An 18,199-nucleotide genomic window follows, 5' to 3' on the forward strand; every position below is an offset into this window, starting at 1 on the left:
TTAATGTACTTCTCTTAAATGTTCTGCTTCAATATCTGTAACCGAACGCTCTACAAATTCATAAATCTCTAAAAAATCACGCTCCATTAATTCTTGATTCGGAAGGATTTTAGCAAATTTCACCAAATCTCCTCTCAGAAAAACCTCTTCCACTATTTTTTCATTCTCAGGCGAAATTTTATTGGTATGTTTCATCACATCGATTAAATCATCGGTCAGTAAAACATCTGCAGGTATATGATATTGTTTTACCAAAAATGCTCTGGTTATGTCTATCAACTCTACATAAAACATTCTGTAATTGCCTTTTTCTGCGTATTTCTTCTTTTCTAGATTTTTTAGATCTTGTAATGTTTTATGAATCGGACTTTTCTCTTTTCCTGAATTTCTGAAAACGCCATTTTTGAAGAAACTTAAAAATAAAAACAGGGAAGTAAAAATCACCAAACCTCCTAAAATATACCATTTGTACATTTCCCAATAATCGCTGAAACCCAAATCAACTTGCTTATTGTTCATAATATCGTTGATTTGATCATCTGCATTCACAGGATTATAAACCGTGATTTCATAGGGAATCGTTTTGATGGTTTCTGCTCCATTTATCGAAAACTCAAGTTCTGGAATGGTAAATTTCCCTTCCTCAAAAACCTGAAATTCTACAGTTCTGGTGTATTGATCGTATGTTTTATTGATTTCGTCTTTGGTTTCTTCTAAATGAAAAGGCAAAAGTTCATTTTTAGGTTTAGAAATCACATCTTTTCCTTCTAAACCATTGATGGTTACTCGAAAGGTTGCTTTTTCGCCTAGCGCAATTTTTTCTTTAGATAAATTAGAAGAAAGCGTCTGTGCAGAAAAACATTGAGCAACAAAAACAAACAACAAAGCCAATTTTTTAATCACTCCAAAAGCAACAAAAGGCCATTTAAACCTTTTTAGATTTGGCGAAACTTTATCGAGTTGTCTGTCTATATATTGATTGAAAATTTTTAAAAAATTTTTCTTCATTAATTGCTATTTTCTATTTTTTCTGAAAATAATTATACAAAATTTTGGTATAATCTTCCTCTGCTTTTACTTCTACAAAACTTGCAGAACTTTTCTCAAAAACTTCTCTCAGATGTCTTATTTTTTGTTTCTGAGCTTCTGCATAGTTGTAACGCCATCTTTGGTTAGACGTATTTACCCAAATTTGTTTTCCTGTTTCAATATCTCTGAAAAAAGCGTAACCTACATCTGGAATTTCATTGTCTTTTTCGTCAAAAACTCTCAAACCCAGTAATTGATGTTTTTTGGAAGCGATTTTCAATAATTTTTCGTCAAATTCATCTGCAAAATCCGAAAAAAGAAACGCTAGAGATTTCTTTTTGAAAACATGCATCATATATTCTAAAGCCGCATCTATATTGGTTTCTGCCTGCACATAATCTGCGGTCAAAATCGTAGAAATTATCGCTAAAATGTGTTTTCTGCCTTTCTGTGGCGGAATGACTTTATATACTTTATCCGCAAACAAAATCAGCCCTACTTTATCATTATTTCCTGCCGCCGAAAATCCTAAACTCGCCGAAATTTCTGCCACCAATTCACGTTTCAGTTGAATTTTTGTTCCATAATTCATAGAAGCAGAAATATCTACCAAAATCATCATGGTGAGTTCACGTTCTTCTTCCATCACCTTTACATAAGGTTCTTTGAAACGTGCGGTTTTGTTCCAATCAATTCTGCGAATATCATCTCCAAATTGATACGGACGAACTTCTGCAAAAGCCATTCCTTGACCTTTAAAAGCACTGTGATATTGCCCCATCAAAGTATTTTCCGTTCTCTTTCGAGTACGGATTTCTATTTGTTTTACTTTTTTGACGATATCTTTTATTTGCACTTTAACATTCATTTAAAACATCAAAAACATTAATTAATAGTGATTAATTTTCTAAAACCTTCACTATAATTTTCTGGAGTTAATATAACTTCTTTGTTTAAAATTTTTGAAATTGATTTTAAATATTCTATTATTAAATTATGTTGCTCAATAGTTTTAACTTCTTCTGGAAAGAAATCATTTTCAATTTCATCAATTGAAAAAAAATAACATTTCAATAAAACTTCTCCAACTAAAAATTCTGCACTTATTGAATTTTCATAATTGTTCCAATATTTTGAGACTTCGTCAAAATTAATTTTAGACTCAATTTTCTTATTTCCCTGATTATCAAAATATTCAAATTTCACCTGATAATTTTCGTTAATAAAATCAATCCATTTCTTCCAATCTTCAATAGTGGAATCAAGTACATAGATATCTCTTAAAGAACCATCAGAATAATAAATGTCCGTTTTGATTTTTTCCCAAATCATAATTCAACGTTAAGGAGCAGAAACTTTTCCCAAAATTTTATCTACAATTGCATCTGCATCTACATCTTCTGCTTCCGCCTCGAAGCTTAAACCAATTCTGTGACGAAGAACATCTTTCGCAATTGCTTTTACATCTTCAGGAATGACGAATGCTCTTCCTTTCAAAAATGCAAAAGCTCTGGAAGCAATCGCCAAATTAATAGAAGCTCTAGGTGAAGCCCCAAAACTGATGTAATTTTTAAGTTCAGAAAGTCCATATTTCTCTGGAAATCTGGTCGCAAAAACCATATCGAGAATATATTTCTCAATTTTTTCGTCTAGATAAATTTGATTGATGATTTTCTTAGCATCTACAATTTGTTCCAAAGAAATTACAGGTTTTATTTGTGGAATATCCGAAGTAGAAACCATTCTCATGACTTGTCTTTCGTCTTCAAATTCAGGATAATCAATTTTACATTTCAGCATAAAACGGTCGGTTTGCGCTTCTGGCAAAAGATAAGTTCCTTCTTGGTCAATTGGATTTTGAGTTGCCAAAACCAAAAATGGCGTTGGCAATTTCATAGTTTCATCACCAATTGTCACTTGTTTTTCTTGCATTACTTCCAAAAGTGCAGATTGCACTTTTGCAGGAGCACGGTTGATTTCATCCGCCAAAACAAAATTTGCAAAAACAGGACCTTTTTTAATGGAAAAATCGTTTTCTTTCACATTATAAATCTGCGTACCGATAACGTCTGCAGGCAATAAATCTGGCGTAAACTGAATTCTAGAAAACGCTCCATGAACCGCTTCTGAAAGTGTTTTGATGGCTAAAGTTTTTGCCAAACCAGGAACACCTTCCAGCAAAACGTGACCATTTCCTAGCAGACCAATCAAAAGTCTGTCTACCATGTATTCTTGTCCGATAATTGCTCTGTTAATTTCCTTTTTCAAAAGTGAAAAGTAAACGTTCTGTTCTTTTACTTTTTCGGTGAGTTGTTTAATATCTTCGGCTTGATTAAGTTCTTGCATAATTTTTTGAAAAATTAGACTGTAAATTTCACGATTTTCAAGGAATTGGCAACACAATTAATGCCAAATTTTGGTTAAAGTTTGTTAAAAAAAGATGGAAGTCGGAAGTCAGAAGTCAGAAGTTAAAAAATTGACAATCTTTTTCCGCGCAAAAACAATCATTAAAATATTGATTTTCAATAAATTAAAACAACAAAAAAACTTTAAGAATATTTTATAAAAAACTTCCATCTTCCAACTTCCATCTTCCGTTCAATTTCAGTATTTTTGGAGATTAAAATCAATTTTAAATGAATACTCATTTTCAAAATCATAGAGCAGTAAGAAAAAACCTTCTGAATATTTTACAAAATACGTCTCACAAAGACTTGTTGACCATTCCAGATGGTTTTAACAATAATATTTATTGGAATATTGCACATTGCGTAGCTACTCAGCAACTTTTGTGTTATTATTTAAGCGGAAATCCTTTTAGAATAGACAAATATTGGGTAGATACTTACAAAAAAGGCACTCTTCCTAATCTGGATGTTTCTGAATCTGAAGTGGAAGATTTAGGTTTCCTACTCATCGAAACTTCTAAAATTCTGATGAAAGATTATGATGATGATTTTTTCCCAGATTACACCGCTTATTCTACAAGTTTTGGAATTGATTTAAAAAATATTCAAGATGCAATTATTTTCAACAATATGCACGAAAGTTTACATTTTGGATACGCAATGGCTCAAAAACGTGCTTTAGCGGGAGAACAGTTTTAGGTTAAGGTTAAGGTTAAGGCAAAATTTAAATCTTGCTCTGTGAGAGCAAAAAGTTTGTACAATACAGTAGAAAAATATCATTTTGAGTTCCGTAGGAACGACACAAATAGAATTCAAATTTAAAAATCAAAAAATTGGGAGAATTTAATAAAAAATATAACTCAGGCGAGAGAAGAAGTTTTGGTTCAAAAAATTTCGATAGAAAACCTCGTTTTGAGAATAATAGAAATTCAGATAATGAATCTAAAAGTGAAAAAGAAGATTTCATTTTCGGTTTGAGACCTGTAATGGAAGCGATAGAAGCTGGGAAAACCATTGACAAAATTTTTGTGCAAGGCGGTTTGCAAGGTGAGATTTATTCAGAATTAAAAAAATTACTGAAAAAATACAACATCAGACCAAACACGGTTCCGGTAGAAAAACTGAACCGTTTTACCAGAAAAAATCACCAAGGTGTAGTCGCATTTATCTCAGAAATTCCGTTTTATAAAATCGAGGATTTGTTGCCACAGATTTTTGAAGAAGGAAAAGTTCCGTTTTTGTTGATTTTGGATAGATTGACAGATGTAAGAAATTTCGGTGCGATTGCCAGAACTGCAGAATGTGTAGGAATAGACGCAATTGTAATTCCAGACAAAGGTGCTGCTCCTATCAATTCTGATGCGATAAAAACTTCGGCGGGAGCTTTGTATAATGTGAAAATTTGTAAAGAAAATAATTTGGCTCACGTAGTAGATTTTCTTCAGCAGTCAGGAGTTACCGTTTTTGCAGCCACTGAAAAGGCAGAAAAAATGATTTATGACGCTCATTTTTCAGAACCTTGCGCCATCGTAATGGGAAATGAAGAAACAGGAATTTCTAAAGAAGTAATGCATCATGCTGATGAAAAAATAAAATTGCCGATCACTGGAAAAACACAATCTCTGAACGTTTCTGTAGCTTGTGGAGCGATTCTTTATGAAGCAGTGAGACAGAAAATGGTGGGAGAATTGTAAAAAAAAGAATTTTCAAAAATTCCTAAAAAAACCAAATCGTGAATATTAGCCCTGATTAAGCGATATGTTTGAGCTCTTTTTGTTTTTTCAGATGTTTCCACTCTGATCAATATGATAAAAAAAACAAAAAAGCGAGTCGCGAAAGCAGGACTAAAAGTGAATAAAAAGGCAAGATTCTTGCTTCAAATGATACAAAATAATTAAAATCAATGAAAAAAATTACAGCAATTGCGCTGCTTTCAATAGCAATCGTTTCTTGTCAAAAAGAAACAAAAACCGTAACCAAAGTTGACCCTAAAACGGGGAAAACCATCACCGTAGAAGTTCCTGTGGAAGATAAAGAAACGGCAAAAGTAGAAAATCCTGCCATCAAAGATTCTCTAGGTGTTTATCACGCAACTTTTAAATTAGAAAAAGGAAAAACGTATCCTTTCAGCACTTATCAAAGAGATGTGCAAACGCTTTCTGACGGAAAACAAAATATTTCTGGAACGAATGAATCTACAGACGAAATGACGTTTACTGTAGATAATATCGATGCAAAAGGAAACTATGAAATTTCTATGACGCTGGTTGGGAAAAGAATGTCTGCGACTTCTCAAGGAAAAACCCAAGCGATAGACACGAAAGGAAGCGCTCCTGAAGATGCTCAACAAAAATTTATGTGGGCAGTACAAAAAGCACAAACAGGTAATAAATTAAAAATTACCATGGACAAAACTGGGAAAATTCTTTCAATTACAGGTTTTGAACCCGTTTATAAAAAAACCAATGATGCGGCTGCTTCGGTGATTAAAGATGCTGCTCAACTTAAAAATTTCATGGAAGGATTTAAATTGAGTTTCAACGAGAAATTTTTAAAAGAACAATTTGGAAAAAACCTAAATATTCTTCCAGCAAAAGGCGTAAAATTAGGCGGAACATGGACACAGTCTGACAATGTAACTCCAGATGGAAGTGTAAAAATAAATACCACTTATACTCTAGCAAAAGTAGAAGACGGAATTGCAGAAATTACCATAAAAGGAGGAATCCCTAGAAAAGCAAAAACACAGTCTAAAAACGGAATGACGCATTCTGTAAGCATAGAAGGTGTACAAACGGGAACCATAAAAATAGACGCCAACTCTGGTTGGATTCTAGGCTCTAAAATCCAAATGAACACTACGGAAAAAGAAAGTTTGAGCGACGGAAAACAATCTCAAAGCATGTCTAAAAAGACCAACTCTTTAGTTACAATCAATCCTAGTTATAAATTTTAAAAAATGGCACTGGTTAAATATTTATTCGAATTAGTTTTAGCAACCATCATTATATTCTTTGTTTGGAATATTTTGAAAAGGATATTCTTTAATCAATTTTATAAAAATTTTCCTAGTCTTAATCCTAGAAACAGAGAAAACGTTTCGCCCAAACCTGCAAAACCTACTAAAGAACAAGTAAAATGGGATGCAGAAACTGTGGAATATGAAGAAGTAGAGGAGAAAAATCAGAGGTAAAGGTAAAGGTAAAGGTAAAGGTTGAGGAAAAGAACTCAACAATAATTTGGAATTTATTCCGAGAAAAAATGAAATAAATTAATTTTTGCAAAATATGCTGAAAAATAAAAACATTCTTTATATCGTCATTTCATTGGCGATTTTTGTAGTTTTAGCTTTAGTTTATAACAATCCTATCATTTCTGGGAAACAACTTTTGCAACATGACATTGTACAATACAAAGGTGGCGCAAAAGAACTTCTAGACTACAGAGCCGAAAATGGCAAAGAAACCTATTGGAGTGATGCCATGTTTGGCGGAATGCCTACTTATCAGTCGGGTTCGCAATTTAGAGGAGATCTCATCAAAAAAATAGATGACACACTGAACTTTTTGCCAAAACCTGCTAATTTTATTTTTCTGCTTTTTGCCGGATTTTTCTTACTCGGTTATGTTGCGACTAAAAATTGGAAATACGCTTTGTTAGGTTCCACTTTTTTTGGACTTTCCACGTATTTCTACATTATCATCGCAGCAGGTCATAATGGTAAAGTAGCCACTTTAACTTATTTTGCACCACTTTTAGCGGGAATTTTACTCGTCTATATTCGTAAAAAATATATTCTTGGCTTTATTGTCACTGCACTTTTCATGGGCTTGCAAATTGCCGCTAATCACCCACAAATGACGTATTACCTTTTCTTGGCATTAGGATTTTTATTCTTGTCTGAGTTGGTAAGAGCAGCTACAGGAAAAACGCCATGGAAACACTTTTTCATTTCTTCGGGAGTTCTAGCTTTGGCGATGATTCTTGGAATTGGAATGAACAGTCAGAGACTTCTTGCCAATTCTGAATATGTAAAAGAAACCGTTCGTGGAAAACAAATTCTGAAATCTGAGCACAACGCTGCGGATAATGACGGAATGAAAAAACAAGAAATTCTGAACTGGAGCTATGGTAAACTAGAAACTTTAAACTTATTCATTCCAAGAGCAATGGGAGGAGCAAGCGATGAAGAAGGCTCAGACGAAATGATGAAAAAAGTTCAGGAATTGGTACAAGAAAATGTAACCTCACAAGAAGAATATGACCAAATTTCTAAAGGATTTGGAGGAAGTTTAACGTATTGGGGAGACCAACCAGGAACTTCTGGACCGGCTTATCAAGGCGCTATTGTGGTATTTTTAGCCATTTTAGGATTTTTCTTCGGGTGGGAAAAATATCGTTATTGGATTTTAGGCGCATCTGTACTTTCTGTGCTTTTAGCTTGGGGAAGTAATTTCATGCCGCTGTCTGAATTATTCATCAAATTTGTTCCGTTTTATGACAAATTTAGAGCACCAAGCTCTATCTTAGTTGTTGTGGAATTATTGTTCCCACTGATTGCAATCATTGGATTATACAGATTTTTCAACGATGAAAAACTTACAGAAGAATACAAACAAAAAGTTTTAGTTTACGGAAGTTCTGCAGTTCTAGGAATTACTTTATTTTTGGTAATTTTCGGGAAAAGTTTACTTGGATTTTCTACTTCAAACGAAACTGCTTATTTGCCTCCTTATTTATTAGATTATTTGGTTGGCGAACGTTTCACGATGTTTAGAATCGATGCCATTAAAGCCATGATTTATGTTTCTATCACTGCTTTAGCACTATATTTTGCATTGAAGAAAAAATTATCTCAAAACATTGCTCTAATCGTTATAGGATTGGTAAGTTTATTTGATTTATGGTCTGTGAACAAGCGATATTTAAACAGTGATAATTTTGTTGATAAAGCTTTTGCACAAACTCCATTTGTGACCGAAAATTCAGATTATTTAGCTGGAAAAGCGGGCGACAATCCACTTTTAAATGATTTGCTTTCTCGAGCGAATATGAATAAAACTTTAGAAGAAATCACCGAAAAAGATAAAACCCATTACAGAATTTTCAACCAACTTTTAGGGCCTTTTAATGAAACCAATACTTCTTATTACAAAGCTTCTGTTGGTGGTTATCACGCTGTGAAATTGAGAAGATATGACGATTTAATCAATCATTATTTTTATGCTGAAGACAGTTTGAAGTCTGCTCAAATTCCTCAAATTCTCAATTTATTGAACACCAAATATGTAGTTGGCGGAACTTTGGAACAACCTCAAGTTCAAATCAATCCGAATGCAAATGGAAATGCTTGGCTGGTTTCTGATGTGAAATTTGTGAATACACCGAATGAAGAAATAGATGAAATAGGAAATATTGATTCTAAAAAAACGGCGGTTATTTTGAAGGATGATCAAAAATATTTTGAAGGAAAAACTTTAGCAGCTGATTCTACTGCTTTTGTAAATTTAACGAAATATCAAGCCGATGAACTAGAATATAAAACACAGTCTAAAACGCCACAATTGGCTGTTTTTTCTGAAATTTATTATCCAAAAGGCTGGAAAATGTTTGTAGACGGAAAAGAAGTTCCATACATCAAAGCTGATTATTTATTGAGAGCCGTTTACGTTCCAGCGGGAAATCACACGGTAAAAATGATATTCGAGCCAGAAGTGATAGCAAATGGAAAAACGATTTCCTTAATTGCTTTTGGTTTGTTTGTATTGCTTTCTTTGGTGGGGATATTTTTATTAAACCGCAAAAGCGACAAAAGAAATAATTGAAAATATAGCCATTAAAAAGTAAAAAAAGAGTTAATGATTACGCAACAATATCTTACCGATTTAACATATAAAATTAATGGAGCTTGTATTGAGGTTCATAAAATTTTAGGTGCAGGTTTAGCAGAAGTTGTTTATCACAAAGCTTTAGAAGAAGAATTCAAATTAAGAAATTTAAATTTCAAGTCAGAATTTCAAATTCCTGTTTTTTATAAAGAAAAGAAATTAGATTGTGATTTTAAATGTGATTTTCTGATTGAAGATTTAATCGTTTTAGAGTTAAAATCTGTCTCTAACATTTTAGATGTTCATAAATTTCAAGTTTTGAATTACATGAATTTACTTAAAGTACCGAAAGGAATTTTAGTAAATTTTAATGTTAAAAATCTTTATCATCATGGACAAGAAACATATATTAATAAATATTACGATGAATTAATGTAAAATCTTTTTTTACTTTTGAATAACTTATAATACATAGAAAATCTTTTGTCGCTTTTGCGGTTTAAAAATTATAAACTTGAAACAAAAAAAAACACTCATCATCTCTTATTACTGGCCTCCAGCTGGAGGACCGGGAGTTCAACGTTGGTTGAAATTTGTAAAATATTTGCCTGATTTCGGTTGGGAACCTACCGTTTTTATTCCAGAAAATCCTAGTTATCCAATTGTAGATGAAACCTTGCAAAAAGACGTTCCCAAAAATCTCAAAATGATTAAAACCAAAATTTGGGAACCTTACCAATTGGCAGAAAAATTCGGGAAAGACAATAAAAAATTCAAAGCGGGACAGTTTGATGTAGGTGAAAACCAATCTTGGAAAGCCAAATTTTCGATTTTTGTTCGTGGCAATTTCTTTATTCCAGATGCAAGAGTTTTTTGGGTAAAACCTTCCGTAGAATTTTTAGAAAAATACTTGAAAGTCAATCACTATGATGTTTTGGTAACTACTGGACCTCCACATTCTTTGCATTTGATTGGGTTAGGCTTAAAGAAAAAATTTCCAGACTTAAAATGGATTGCAGATTTCCGTGATCCATGGACTGAAATTTCGTATTACAAACACTTGAAACTGACTAAAATTGCCGATAAAAAGCATAGGAAATTAGAATCTGAAGTGTTCAAAAATGCAGATATTACTTTGGCAACAAGTTATACCGATGCTGAAAATTTCAGAAAAAAAGGCGCAAATGCTTTCTGCATTACGAATGGATTTGATGTAGATGCTTCGACTACGCTCAGCATGACAGAAGAAAACTCTAAAACTCTACTACTCTCCAATTCTACCACTAAATTCACGTTAAGTTACATCGGTATTTTAGAACAGCTTAGAAATCCTGAAATTTTGTGGGAAACTTTAAATGTTTTGGTTCAAGAAAATGCAGACTTCAAAAACGATTTTGAGTTGAAATTTGTAGGGAGATTAGACGATAAAATTTTACAAAAAATAGAAAGTTCAGCTCTTAAAAATAACTTAACGAATTTGGGTTATCAAACGCATGATGTTGCGTTAAAACACATGCAAGATTCATCAGTTTTATTGATGACCAATTTTCCTCAAGAATCTTCAAAAGGGATTATTCCAGGGAAAATTTTCGAATATTTGGCAACGGGAAAAACGATTCTTTCTTTCGGTCCAAAAGATGCAGATGTAGAAAAAATATTGAACGAAACCAAAGCTGGAAAACATTTTGGCTATGATGAAAAAGAGAATCTAAAGAATTTTATTTTAGAATCTTACCAAAATTGGAAATCAGGAATGCTGAACCAAAACGCTGAAAACATTGAGCAATTTTCTAGAAAAAATTTGACTCAGAAACTAGTCGATTTAATGAATAAATGGTTTTAAAATGAAATTGGTATCCGCTTTTTTACTTTCGCTATTTTTAGTTTCGTGTTCATTGATGCAACCGAGAACAGCTAGAACTTCATCTCAACTTTCTGAAAAAGAAATCATTACAATTACGCAACTCATTGGCAAAGAGAAAATTACAAAAGAAGTTTACGAAAATTTCTATGCACAATATCAGAACAATCTTTTCGGAAATATTGCCAAAAGAAAGCAAAAACACATTGAAATTTGGAAAAACATTCTTGCAAAACAGAATATCACCGTTCTAGAAAATGAAAGTTTAGAAGAAACAGAAAACCTTAAAAACCAACTACTTTCAGAAGCAATAGATGAAACTTTGGCGCTGAAAACTGCTATAAAAATAGAAGAGTTGAATCTCAATGACATCTATATCGTAAGAAAAAATAGCCAAAAATCAAGCATTAGAGAAGCAGCAAATGGTATAGAATGCGGTACTAAGAATCATCTTTTTGTTTATTACAAAGCTTTGAGAGAAAAAGGCGAAAAATACACCCATCAATACATTTCGGGCAAAGAATTTAAAAATGTTGTGAATGGTTCTGTGAATTCTTGCAGCATAAAATACGACTAAAAAAATCGGGAAGATTGCTCTTCCCGATTTTATTTATTTTGAATTGATTATTTTGTATTAATCTAGCCAACCCATTTCTTTCATCCAGTCATCATTATAGATTTTCCCTACATATCTAGAACCGTGATCATGAAGTAAAACTACTATGATATCATCTTTGGTAAATTGATCTTGCATTTGCTTAATCGCAGCAATCGCACTTCCTGCAGAATAACCACAGAAAATCCCTTCTTCTTTAGCTAATTTTCTTGCATAGATCGCGCCATCTTTATCTGTAACTTTCTCGAAATGGTCTATCACAGACATGTCATAGTTTTCAGGCAAAATATCCTCACCAATTCCTTCTGTAATATAAGTGTAAGCATTTTCTAAGTGAATTTCTCCCGTTTCATGAATTTCTTTCAAAATAGAACCATAAGTATCTACACCAATAACTTTGATATCTTTACTTTTTTCTTTGAAAAACGTTCCGCAACCTGTAATCGTGCCTCCTGTTCCTGCTCCTACTACAAAATGAGTCAATTTCCCTTCAGTTTGTCCCCAAATTTCTGGTGCCGTAGATTCATAATGCGCTGCTCTATTAGAAAGATTATCATATTGGTTTACATACCAAGCGTTTTCAGTTTCTTCCGTTAATCTTTTTGCAGTTTGGTAATAAGAACGTGGATCGGTAGGTTTTACATCAGTAGGACAAATCACCACTTCTGCACCTAAAGCACGTAAAATATCTGCTTTTTCTTTTGATTGTTTAGAATTAGTCACGAAAATACACTTGTAACCTTTGATAATGGCTGCTAAAGCCAATCCCATTCCTGTATTTCCAGAAGTTCCTTCAATGATGGTTCCTCCAGGTTTCAGACGACCGTCTTTTTCAGCATCTTCAATCATTTTCAGTGCCATTCTGTCTTTTACAGAATTCCCAGGATTGAAGGTTTCTACTTTTGCTAAAACCAATGCAGGGAAATCTTCTCCCAAAACTTTGTTTAGCTTTACCAGCGGTGTATTTCCTATCGTTTCTAAAATATTTTTTGCGTAGTTCATTGTAAAAATTTGAGCCGCAAAAATACGATTTTTATTTTTAGAAAATGACCAAAAATTAAAACCTGACCTTTAACTATTGATTAAATTTTAGCAAATAATTAATTATACTTAATCGCTTTTACAGGAGAAATTTTAGAAATCAGATAACTTGGCAAAATAAGAGCGAATGCAGAAATCGCCAAAATCCCAACAGAAATTCCCAAAATATAAACAGGGTTTAAATCTACAGGAACCGTGCTTACGTAGTAATTCTCTGGATTGAGTTTGATAAATCCGAAGATTTTTTGAAGCACCAAAAATCCTAAACCGATTACATTCCCCATAATTAATCCAGGAATCATAATCAACAAAGTATAGTTGATGAAAATCGCTCGAATTTGTCCGTTGGTTGCACCCAATGTTTTGAGCATTCCAATAGAATTGGTGCGCTCAATAATGAGAATAAGCAAAACCATTATGATATTAATGACTACAACAATCAGCATAATCGTGATAATCAGTCCGATGTTGGTATCAAAAATATTAATCCAATCTACGATTTGAGGATATTTATCCGTCGCTTTTTCTGCGTAATTTTTGTAACCTATTAGTTTTTCAATTTTTGGATAAATGGCATCCATATCATCACTGTCTTTCAAGAAAATATCTATTCCTCCCACATCAGTTTTTGCCATATCCTGAATTTTTCTCACGTGATTTATATCGCCGATGATAAACAAATCATCTATCATTTTGATGTCTGTCTTGTAAATTCCAGAAATTTCAAATTTTCTGTAAATGGGTTGTTGGTCTTCTTTAGAAAAAATCGCTACGATGCTGTCTTTAGGTTTCAGATGCAAATCATTGGCAATTTTATCAGAGAGAATGACTTGGTTGTTATAGCCTTCTTCGGTAAATTTTGGAACTTCTCCAGCTACCATAAAACTTTGAAAACGCTCTGCATCAAAATCTTTGGCTACACCTTTTAAAATAACCCCTGCAAAGTTTTCTTCGGTTCTCAGAATCCCAGAAACCGTAGCGTAAGATTGCGTGTTAGAAACATCTGATAGATTTTTAATACCCTTTACATTTAATCCCTCTTGGTGAAGCACCGAAGAATTATAGGAAGAATTGCTTTTGGTAGATTTCACAGAAATGTGTCCCACGAAATCTGCCATACGATTTTTAATGGCTTTTTTGGAGCCTAAACCAGTAGAAACTGTCACCAATGAAACAATAATTCCCAGCGCTACAGAAAGCCTTCCAATGAAGACAATCACGCGTGAAAGATTATTTTTGTTATCTTTGGAGAACGCTATTTTTTTAGAAAAATATATTGGAAATTTCAAAATCAAATGAATTTAAGTGTCAAAATTAAAGATTTAGTTCTTATTATGCTAATGATTTTTGGGTTACAAAGTTGTAGCACTCAAAAAAACAATGCAAATCCCAATCCAGAACCTGTAAAAACGGTAGAAATTGCTTTAGAAAAACCAAAAAATAAAGAAGAAAATTGTTTTAAAAACGCTGCAGACAGACCAGAACTCTATTTGCCTCTTCTGAAAAATAAAACTGTTGCAATAGTTGCCAATCAAACGAGTTTATTATCAGACAAAACCCATTTGGTAGATTTTTTGGTTCAAAATAATATCAAAATCAAGCATATTTTTGCTCCAGAACACGGTTTCCGTGGAACTGCTGATGCTGGTGAACATGTAAAAAACGGAATTGACACTAAAACAGGTTTGCCAATTATTTCGCTTTACGGCGACAATAAAAAACCAAAACCTGAACAATTACAAGGCGTAGATATTGTACTTTTTGACATTCAAGATGTGGGCGTAAGATTTTACACCTACATTTCTACACTCACTTATGTGATGGAAGCTGCCGCAGAAAATGGCAAAGAAATCATTGTTCTAGACCGTCCGAATCCTCATGATGGTTATACAGACGGACCAGTTTTAAAAGAAAAATGGACAAGTTTCGTAGGATTACACAAAGTTCCTGTAGTCTATGGATTAACCATTGGCGAATACGGAAAAATGGTGAATGGCGAAAAATGGATGAAAAATGCAGTGCAGGTAAAATATACACTCATCCCAATGCTAAATTATCATAAAAATAAAAGATATCCTATTTCTGAAAAACCTTCGCCTAATTTACCAAATGATCAATCCATCAACCTCTATCCTAGCCTTTGTTTCTTTGAAGGAACGCAGGTTTCTGTAGGAAGAGGTACAGATTTTCCTTTTCAAGTATATGGAAGTCCTTGGTTAAAAAATCAGGAATTTTCATTCACTCCGAAACCAACTTCAGGTGCAAAAGATCCATTCTTAAATGGTAAATTATGCTTTGGAAAAGATTTACGTCAATTCCCAGAAATTAAAGGAAAATTAGATTTAAGTTTTGTGATTGATGCATATCAAAATTTTGACAAAAAAGCTCAAGACTTCTTCTTAAAAAACCTTTGGTTTGATACTTTGGCAGGAACAGATGAATTTCGCAAACAAATTATTTCGGGAACTCCAGAAACAGAAATTAGAAAATCTTGGCAAAAAGATTTAGAAAATTTCGAGAAAATCCGTAGCAAATATGTTCTCTACGAAAACTAATCAATTGTAAATGGATTTTTTCTCTGATTACAGTTTTTATACGCTATTCTTTTTAGCTGCATTTGCCTTTATTGCAGGGTTTTTAGATGCAATAGTTGGCGGTGGTGGTTTGATACAATTGCCCGCTTTGTTGATTCAGTTCCCTCAATTGGCATTGCCAACACTTTTTGGAACCAATAAAATCGCAGCGCTTTCTGGAACAAGCATTGCAGCGGTACAATACGCCAAAAGAATTCGCTTCAACTGGAAAGTTTTGCTTTCTATCTCGCTTTTTTCTTTTATTTTTTCGTTTTTGGGAGCGAGAACAATGAGTTACTTGGATTCTGAAGCATTAAAACCTTTAATTTTAATTATTCTGATTGCGATTGCGATTTATACTTTCATCAAAAAAGATTTAGGAAATGTCGCGACCAAAGATTTAAGCACCACCAAAAAAATGATTTTCGGAGCAGTGATTGGAGCAGTCATTGGTTTCTACGATGGGTTTTTTGGACCGGGAACAGGAAGTTTCTTTGTTTTGGCTTTCGTGGTGATTTTAGGATTTGATTTTCTTTCGGCCTCTGCTTATGCTAAAGTCGTGAATTGCATCACCAATATTTCGGCGCTTTTGGTTTTCATCAGCCACGGAAATTATTTGTTAGAACTGGCAATTTTAATGGCCGTTTTCAATGTTTTAGGAAACTTTCTAGGAACAAAAATTGCCTTTAAAAAAGGCAATGGATTTATCAGAATTGTATTTTTAATTATCGTAATGCTGATGATTTTACGATACAGCAAAGAAGTTTTTTGGACTTAATTTAATCGAAATGTTGCGGGCCTGATTGGTCATTTTTACTTCTGTTGTAAATCATCATCCCGATGGTAAGTCCTACCATTCCGCCAAGTCCGTTTAGTAAAGCTCTTTGTAATTTGTCTGATTGTGTATTCCCAATGTAATTCATCAAAAACACGATGACGAACGTAATCACCAAAACCACTAAAAATTTCACACTTTTTAATTCCATATTATTTAATTTGATAAGAAATCATTACGCCACCTTTATAAGGAATCCATTCTCCGCTTCCGTTAATAGAAGCTCCTTCTTCTTTGTCTGCTCTTATGTCTGGGAAAGCATTATAATAAGATCTATATTTAGATTGTGCATTGCCACCACCTAAAAATATATCTAAGTTTATTTTATCATTCACTTTCACTACATAACCTACAGTTCCGCCTAAAAGTATAGAATATCCTTCTTGATGAATTCCCAAATTAAGATGGTTATACTTTTGCATTCTATAAATCGCTACTCCTGTATTAGCAGCCACATACCAATTTTTAAAACTTTCGATAAAATAATAACGATATTCTAAACTCCCAATAGCAAAAAGCATTCTATTTCCGAAAAGTGATTTCCAAGGGGAAACAAAAACATCTGCTTGAAAAGTCGTTTTGTCTGTAAGTTTCGTTTCTATTCCTGCGTTTAACATCAGTGCGGGAAGGGTAAAACCATTGACTTTAACATACGTTTGCGCACTAACATTTATTCCAATACTAAAGAGTATGAGAAAATAATAATTTTTTAAAAGCATTTGTGTTTAATTTATCTTTTTTAATAATTCTTCAGTTGATGCGTATTCATCTCCTTTCGCTTTAGCAATTTCGATAGATTTTTTCGCCCAAAGTTTAGCATTTTTATTATCACCCAATTTATAATAAATATTGGCTAAAGTATCTGTATTCTGACTATTTTCTTCTTTTTTAAAGCCCTCTAAACACAATTGTGTTACTTGAGTCAACAAAGTTTTATCTGTAACGTAGAGGTAAAAATTCCAAGCGACATTATTGAGTTCATCGGTGGCAAAATCTTTTGGATTTTGATAATAATTCAAAGCAGATTTTGCGTAATCATCATATTTTTTTTGAGTAAAAAATAAATCCATATTGATTTTATTCAAAAGTTGTTTTGCTTCTTTTTCGCCATAAATTTTTGTTCCTTCAGCTAAAAAAATGGGTTCGTTAATGCTTTGAGTATTGGCATCGAAAGATTTTTGTAAAACCGTGTTCAGTTTGAGTTGATTATCATATTCCGCCAAATAACTTTCTGGAATTTGCGTAGAAAGTTCTGCCTTTTTTGCCGTGAAGATTTTATACAAATCATCATCTATGGTTTTGGTGAAAAACAGTAACATTCCTGCTTCTTCTTTAGAATAAGTAGCGTCTGTTCTCGTCTGGAAATAACGGGTAGCCACTTTTTGTGCCAATGAAAAATCAGTTGCATACGTATTTTTAATCAATCCCATTAAAAATTCTGGGTCTTTTTCTCCCGCTTCAAACTTCGCAATTTTATTTTCTAAAGTATTTTCTGGATTCACGGCTTCTTTGGCAATACTGATGAGTTCTTGCGGACTCATATAACCTGCAGCTTTGTAAACTACTTTTCCATCTCCATTTATGAATAGCAATGTAGGATAAGAATAAATGCTGTATTTTTTTGCAATTTCTATTCCTTCTCCTTTTTCCATGTCAATATGAAGGTTCAGGAAATTGGCATTGAAATAATCGCCCACTTCTTTTTTAGGAAATACATTTTTGTCTAACAATTTACACGGACCACACCATGAAGCAAAAGCATCTAAAAAAATGAGTTTATTTTCTTTTTTGGCTTGTTCTAAGGTTTTAGCAAAAGACTGTTTTCCGAATTTTATTCCATCTTGAGAAAAAAGGGCTGTAGAAATCACCAAGAATAGGAACAATATAATTTTTTTCATTATCATTTAAAATTGAGCTACGAAGATAAAATTTTTTGAGGGAACAAAAAATTAATAACCAAAATAATACCAATTTAAAATCTCTATAATAAGGCATTTTTCCGAAATAT

At 33.0% G+C, this 18,199-nt stretch carries 19 protein-coding genes; 10 read left to right on the plus strand and 9 right to left on the minus strand.

Features of this window, described 5'->3' with window-relative positions:
• The 4 genes from EB819_RS07385 to EB819_RS07400 all read right to left on the minus strand — a co-directional run bounded on the left by EB819_RS07385 (position 1) and on the right by EB819_RS07400 (position 3,375).
• Positions 1-900, minus strand: a complete 900-nt coding sequence (locus EB819_RS07385) for a BatD family protein (RefSeq protein WP_069797075.1) — start codon at positions 898-900, stop codon at positions 1-3.
• Between the two features lie 121 nt (positions 901-1,021).
• On the minus strand, positions 1,022-1,885 hold the full coding sequence (locus EB819_RS07390; protein WP_069797076.1) for a DUF58 domain-containing protein: 864 nt from the start codon (positions 1,883-1,885) through the stop codon (positions 1,022-1,024).
• 29 nt (positions 1,886-1,914) lie between these two features.
• Positions 1,915-2,361, minus strand: coding sequence for a hypothetical protein (locus EB819_RS07395; RefSeq protein WP_069797032.1), 447 nt, complete (start codon positions 2,359-2,361; stop codon positions 1,915-1,917).
• 9 nt (positions 2,362-2,370) lie between these two features.
• The gene (locus tag EB819_RS07400; RefSeq protein ID WP_069797033.1) at positions 2,371-3,375 is read right to left on the minus strand and encodes an AAA family ATPase; all 1,005 of its coding nucleotides are present in this window, start codon (positions 3,373-3,375) and stop codon (positions 2,371-2,373) included.
• Positions 3,376-3,665: 290 nt separating this feature from the next.
• Here EB819_RS07400 and EB819_RS07405 point away from each other — a divergent pair, with 290 nt between their 5' ends.
• From EB819_RS07405 to EB819_RS07440, 8 genes are all read left to right on the plus strand, one after another.
• Positions 3,666-4,136: a DinB family protein gene (locus EB819_RS07405; protein WP_069797034.1), complete on the plus strand. Its 471-nt coding sequence runs from the start codon at positions 3,666-3,668 to the stop codon at positions 4,134-4,136.
• A 287-nt stretch (positions 4,137-4,423) separates the two neighbouring features.
• A complete protein-coding gene (rlmB, locus tag EB819_RS07410) occupies positions 4,424-5,131 on the plus strand; it encodes a 23S rRNA (guanosine(2251)-2'-O)-methyltransferase RlmB (protein ID WP_069797077.1) in 708 nt (235 codons plus the stop codon).
• Between the two features lie 209 nt (positions 5,132-5,340).
• On the plus strand, positions 5,341-6,393 hold the full coding sequence (locus EB819_RS07415; RefSeq protein WP_069797035.1) for a DUF6263 family protein: 1,053 nt from the start codon (positions 5,341-5,343) through the stop codon (positions 6,391-6,393).
• A 3-nt stretch (positions 6,394-6,396) separates the two neighbouring features.
• Positions 6,397-6,630 (plus strand): hypothetical protein, encoded by a 234-nt coding sequence (locus EB819_RS07420; protein WP_185097657.1) that lies wholly within the window; start codon positions 6,397-6,399, stop codon positions 6,628-6,630.
• A gap of 94 nt (positions 6,631-6,724) precedes the next feature.
• Positions 6,725-9,262 carry a YfhO family protein gene (locus tag EB819_RS07425; RefSeq protein WP_069797036.1) on the plus strand — a complete coding sequence of 846 codons (2,538 nt, stop codon included), beginning with the start codon at positions 6,725-6,727 and terminating at the stop codon, positions 9,260-9,262.
• Positions 9,263-9,295: 33 nt separating this feature from the next.
• The gene (locus tag EB819_RS07430) at positions 9,296-9,703 is read left to right on the plus strand and encodes a GxxExxY protein (protein ID WP_069797037.1); all 408 of its coding nucleotides are present in this window, start codon (positions 9,296-9,298) and stop codon (positions 9,701-9,703) included.
• Positions 9,704-9,779: 76 nt separating this feature from the next.
• A complete protein-coding gene (locus EB819_RS07435; protein WP_069797038.1) occupies positions 9,780-11,108 on the plus strand; it encodes a glycosyltransferase family protein in 1,329 nt (442 codons plus the stop codon).
• A 1-nt stretch (position 11,109) separates the two neighbouring features.
• The gene (locus EB819_RS07440; protein WP_083250127.1) at positions 11,110-11,703 is read left to right on the plus strand and encodes a DUF2202 domain-containing protein; all 594 of its coding nucleotides are present in this window, start codon (positions 11,110-11,112) and stop codon (positions 11,701-11,703) included.
• A gap of 57 nt (positions 11,704-11,760) precedes the next feature.
• Here the strand turns inward: EB819_RS07440 and EB819_RS07445 are convergent, their stop codons facing one another.
• Entirely contained in the window at positions 11,761-12,744 is a 984-nt protein-coding gene (locus EB819_RS07445) for a PLP-dependent cysteine synthase family protein (RefSeq protein WP_069797040.1), read from the minus strand.
• A 98-nt stretch (positions 12,745-12,842) separates the two neighbouring features.
• Positions 12,843-14,072: an ABC transporter permease gene (locus tag EB819_RS07450; protein WP_069797079.1), complete on the minus strand. Its 1,230-nt coding sequence runs from the start codon at positions 14,070-14,072 to the stop codon at positions 12,843-12,845.
• A gap of 6 nt (positions 14,073-14,078) precedes the next feature.
• On the opposite strand from EB819_RS07450, the gene EB819_RS07455 reads away from it, so the two are divergent.
• Both EB819_RS07455 and EB819_RS07460 read left to right on the plus strand, forming a co-directional pair.
• Positions 14,079-15,338, plus strand: a complete 1,260-nt coding sequence (locus tag EB819_RS07455) for an exo-beta-N-acetylmuramidase NamZ family protein (protein WP_069797041.1) — start codon at positions 14,079-14,081, stop codon at positions 15,336-15,338.
• Positions 15,339-15,348: 10 nt separating this feature from the next.
• Positions 15,349-16,134 carry a sulfite exporter TauE/SafE family protein gene (locus EB819_RS07460; RefSeq protein WP_069797042.1) on the plus strand — a complete coding sequence of 262 codons (786 nt, stop codon included), beginning with the start codon at positions 15,349-15,351 and terminating at the stop codon, positions 16,132-16,134.
• 1 nt (position 16,135) lies between these two features.
• Here the strand turns inward: EB819_RS07460 and EB819_RS07465 are convergent, their stop codons facing one another.
• From EB819_RS07465 to EB819_RS07475, 3 genes are read right to left on the minus strand one after another with little or no spacing between them, the layout of a single operon-like run.
• Positions 16,136-16,342: a hypothetical protein gene (locus EB819_RS07465; RefSeq protein WP_069797043.1), complete on the minus strand. Its 207-nt coding sequence runs from the start codon at positions 16,340-16,342 to the stop codon at positions 16,136-16,138.
• 1 nt (position 16,343) lies between these two features.
• Entirely contained in the window at positions 16,344-16,910 is a 567-nt protein-coding gene (locus EB819_RS07470; RefSeq protein WP_069797044.1) for a DUF3575 domain-containing protein, read from the minus strand.
• A gap of 6 nt (positions 16,911-16,916) precedes the next feature.
• Complete coding sequence (locus tag EB819_RS07475) at positions 16,917-18,089, minus strand: thioredoxin family protein (RefSeq protein WP_069797045.1); 1,173 nt, start codon at positions 18,087-18,089, stop codon at positions 16,917-16,919.
• Positions 18,090-18,199: the final 110 nt, after the last annotated feature.

Source organism: Cloacibacterium normanense, from assembly GCF_003860565.1.
In the GTDB taxonomy this organism is placed as follows: Bacteria; Bacteroidota; Bacteroidia; order Flavobacteriales; family Weeksellaceae; genus Cloacibacterium; species Cloacibacterium normanense.

Excerpts from the sequence above, each read along its gene's own strand:
- EB819_RS07395 (WP_069797032.1), bottom strand. The coding sequence starts at position 2,361 with ATGATTTGGGAAAAAATCAAAACGGACATTTATTATTCTGATGGTTCT.
- EB819_RS07400 (WP_069797033.1), bottom strand. The coding sequence starts at position 3,375 with ATGCAAGAACTTAATCAAGCCGAAGATATTAAACAACTCACCGAAAAA.
- EB819_RS07405 (WP_069797034.1), top strand. The coding sequence starts at position 3,666 with ATGAATACTCATTTTCAAAATCATAGAGCAGTAAGAAAAAACCTTCTG.
- rlmB (WP_069797077.1), top strand. The coding sequence starts at position 4,424 with ATGGAAGCGATAGAAGCTGGGAAAACCATTGACAAAATTTTTGTGCAA.
- EB819_RS07415 (WP_069797035.1), top strand. The coding sequence starts at position 5,341 with ATGAAAAAAATTACAGCAATTGCGCTGCTTTCAATAGCAATCGTTTCT.
- EB819_RS07420 (WP_185097657.1), top strand. The coding sequence starts at position 6,397 with ATGGCACTGGTTAAATATTTATTCGAATTAGTTTTAGCAACCATCATT.
- EB819_RS07425 (WP_069797036.1), top strand. The coding sequence starts at position 6,725 with ATGCTGAAAAATAAAAACATTCTTTATATCGTCATTTCATTGGCGATT.
- EB819_RS07430 (WP_069797037.1), top strand. The coding sequence starts at position 9,296 with ATGATTACGCAACAATATCTTACCGATTTAACATATAAAATTAATGGA.
- EB819_RS07440 (WP_083250127.1), top strand. The coding sequence starts at position 11,110 with ATGAAATTGGTATCCGCTTTTTTACTTTCGCTATTTTTAGTTTCGTGT.
- EB819_RS07445 (WP_069797040.1), bottom strand. The coding sequence starts at position 12,744 with ATGAACTACGCAAAAAATATTTTAGAAACGATAGGAAATACACCGCTG.
- EB819_RS07455 (WP_069797041.1), top strand. The coding sequence starts at position 14,079 with ATGAATTTAAGTGTCAAAATTAAAGATTTAGTTCTTATTATGCTAATG.
- EB819_RS07460 (WP_069797042.1), top strand. The coding sequence starts at position 15,349 with ATGGATTTTTTCTCTGATTACAGTTTTTATACGCTATTCTTTTTAGCT.
- EB819_RS07465 (WP_069797043.1), bottom strand. The coding sequence starts at position 16,342 with ATGGAATTAAAAAGTGTGAAATTTTTAGTGGTTTTGGTGATTACGTTC.
- EB819_RS07470 (WP_069797044.1), bottom strand. The coding sequence starts at position 16,910 with ATGCTTTTAAAAAATTATTATTTTCTCATACTCTTTAGTATTGGAATA.
- EB819_RS07475 (WP_069797045.1), bottom strand. The coding sequence starts at position 18,089 with ATGAAAAAAATTATATTGTTCCTATTCTTGGTGATTTCTACAGCCCTT.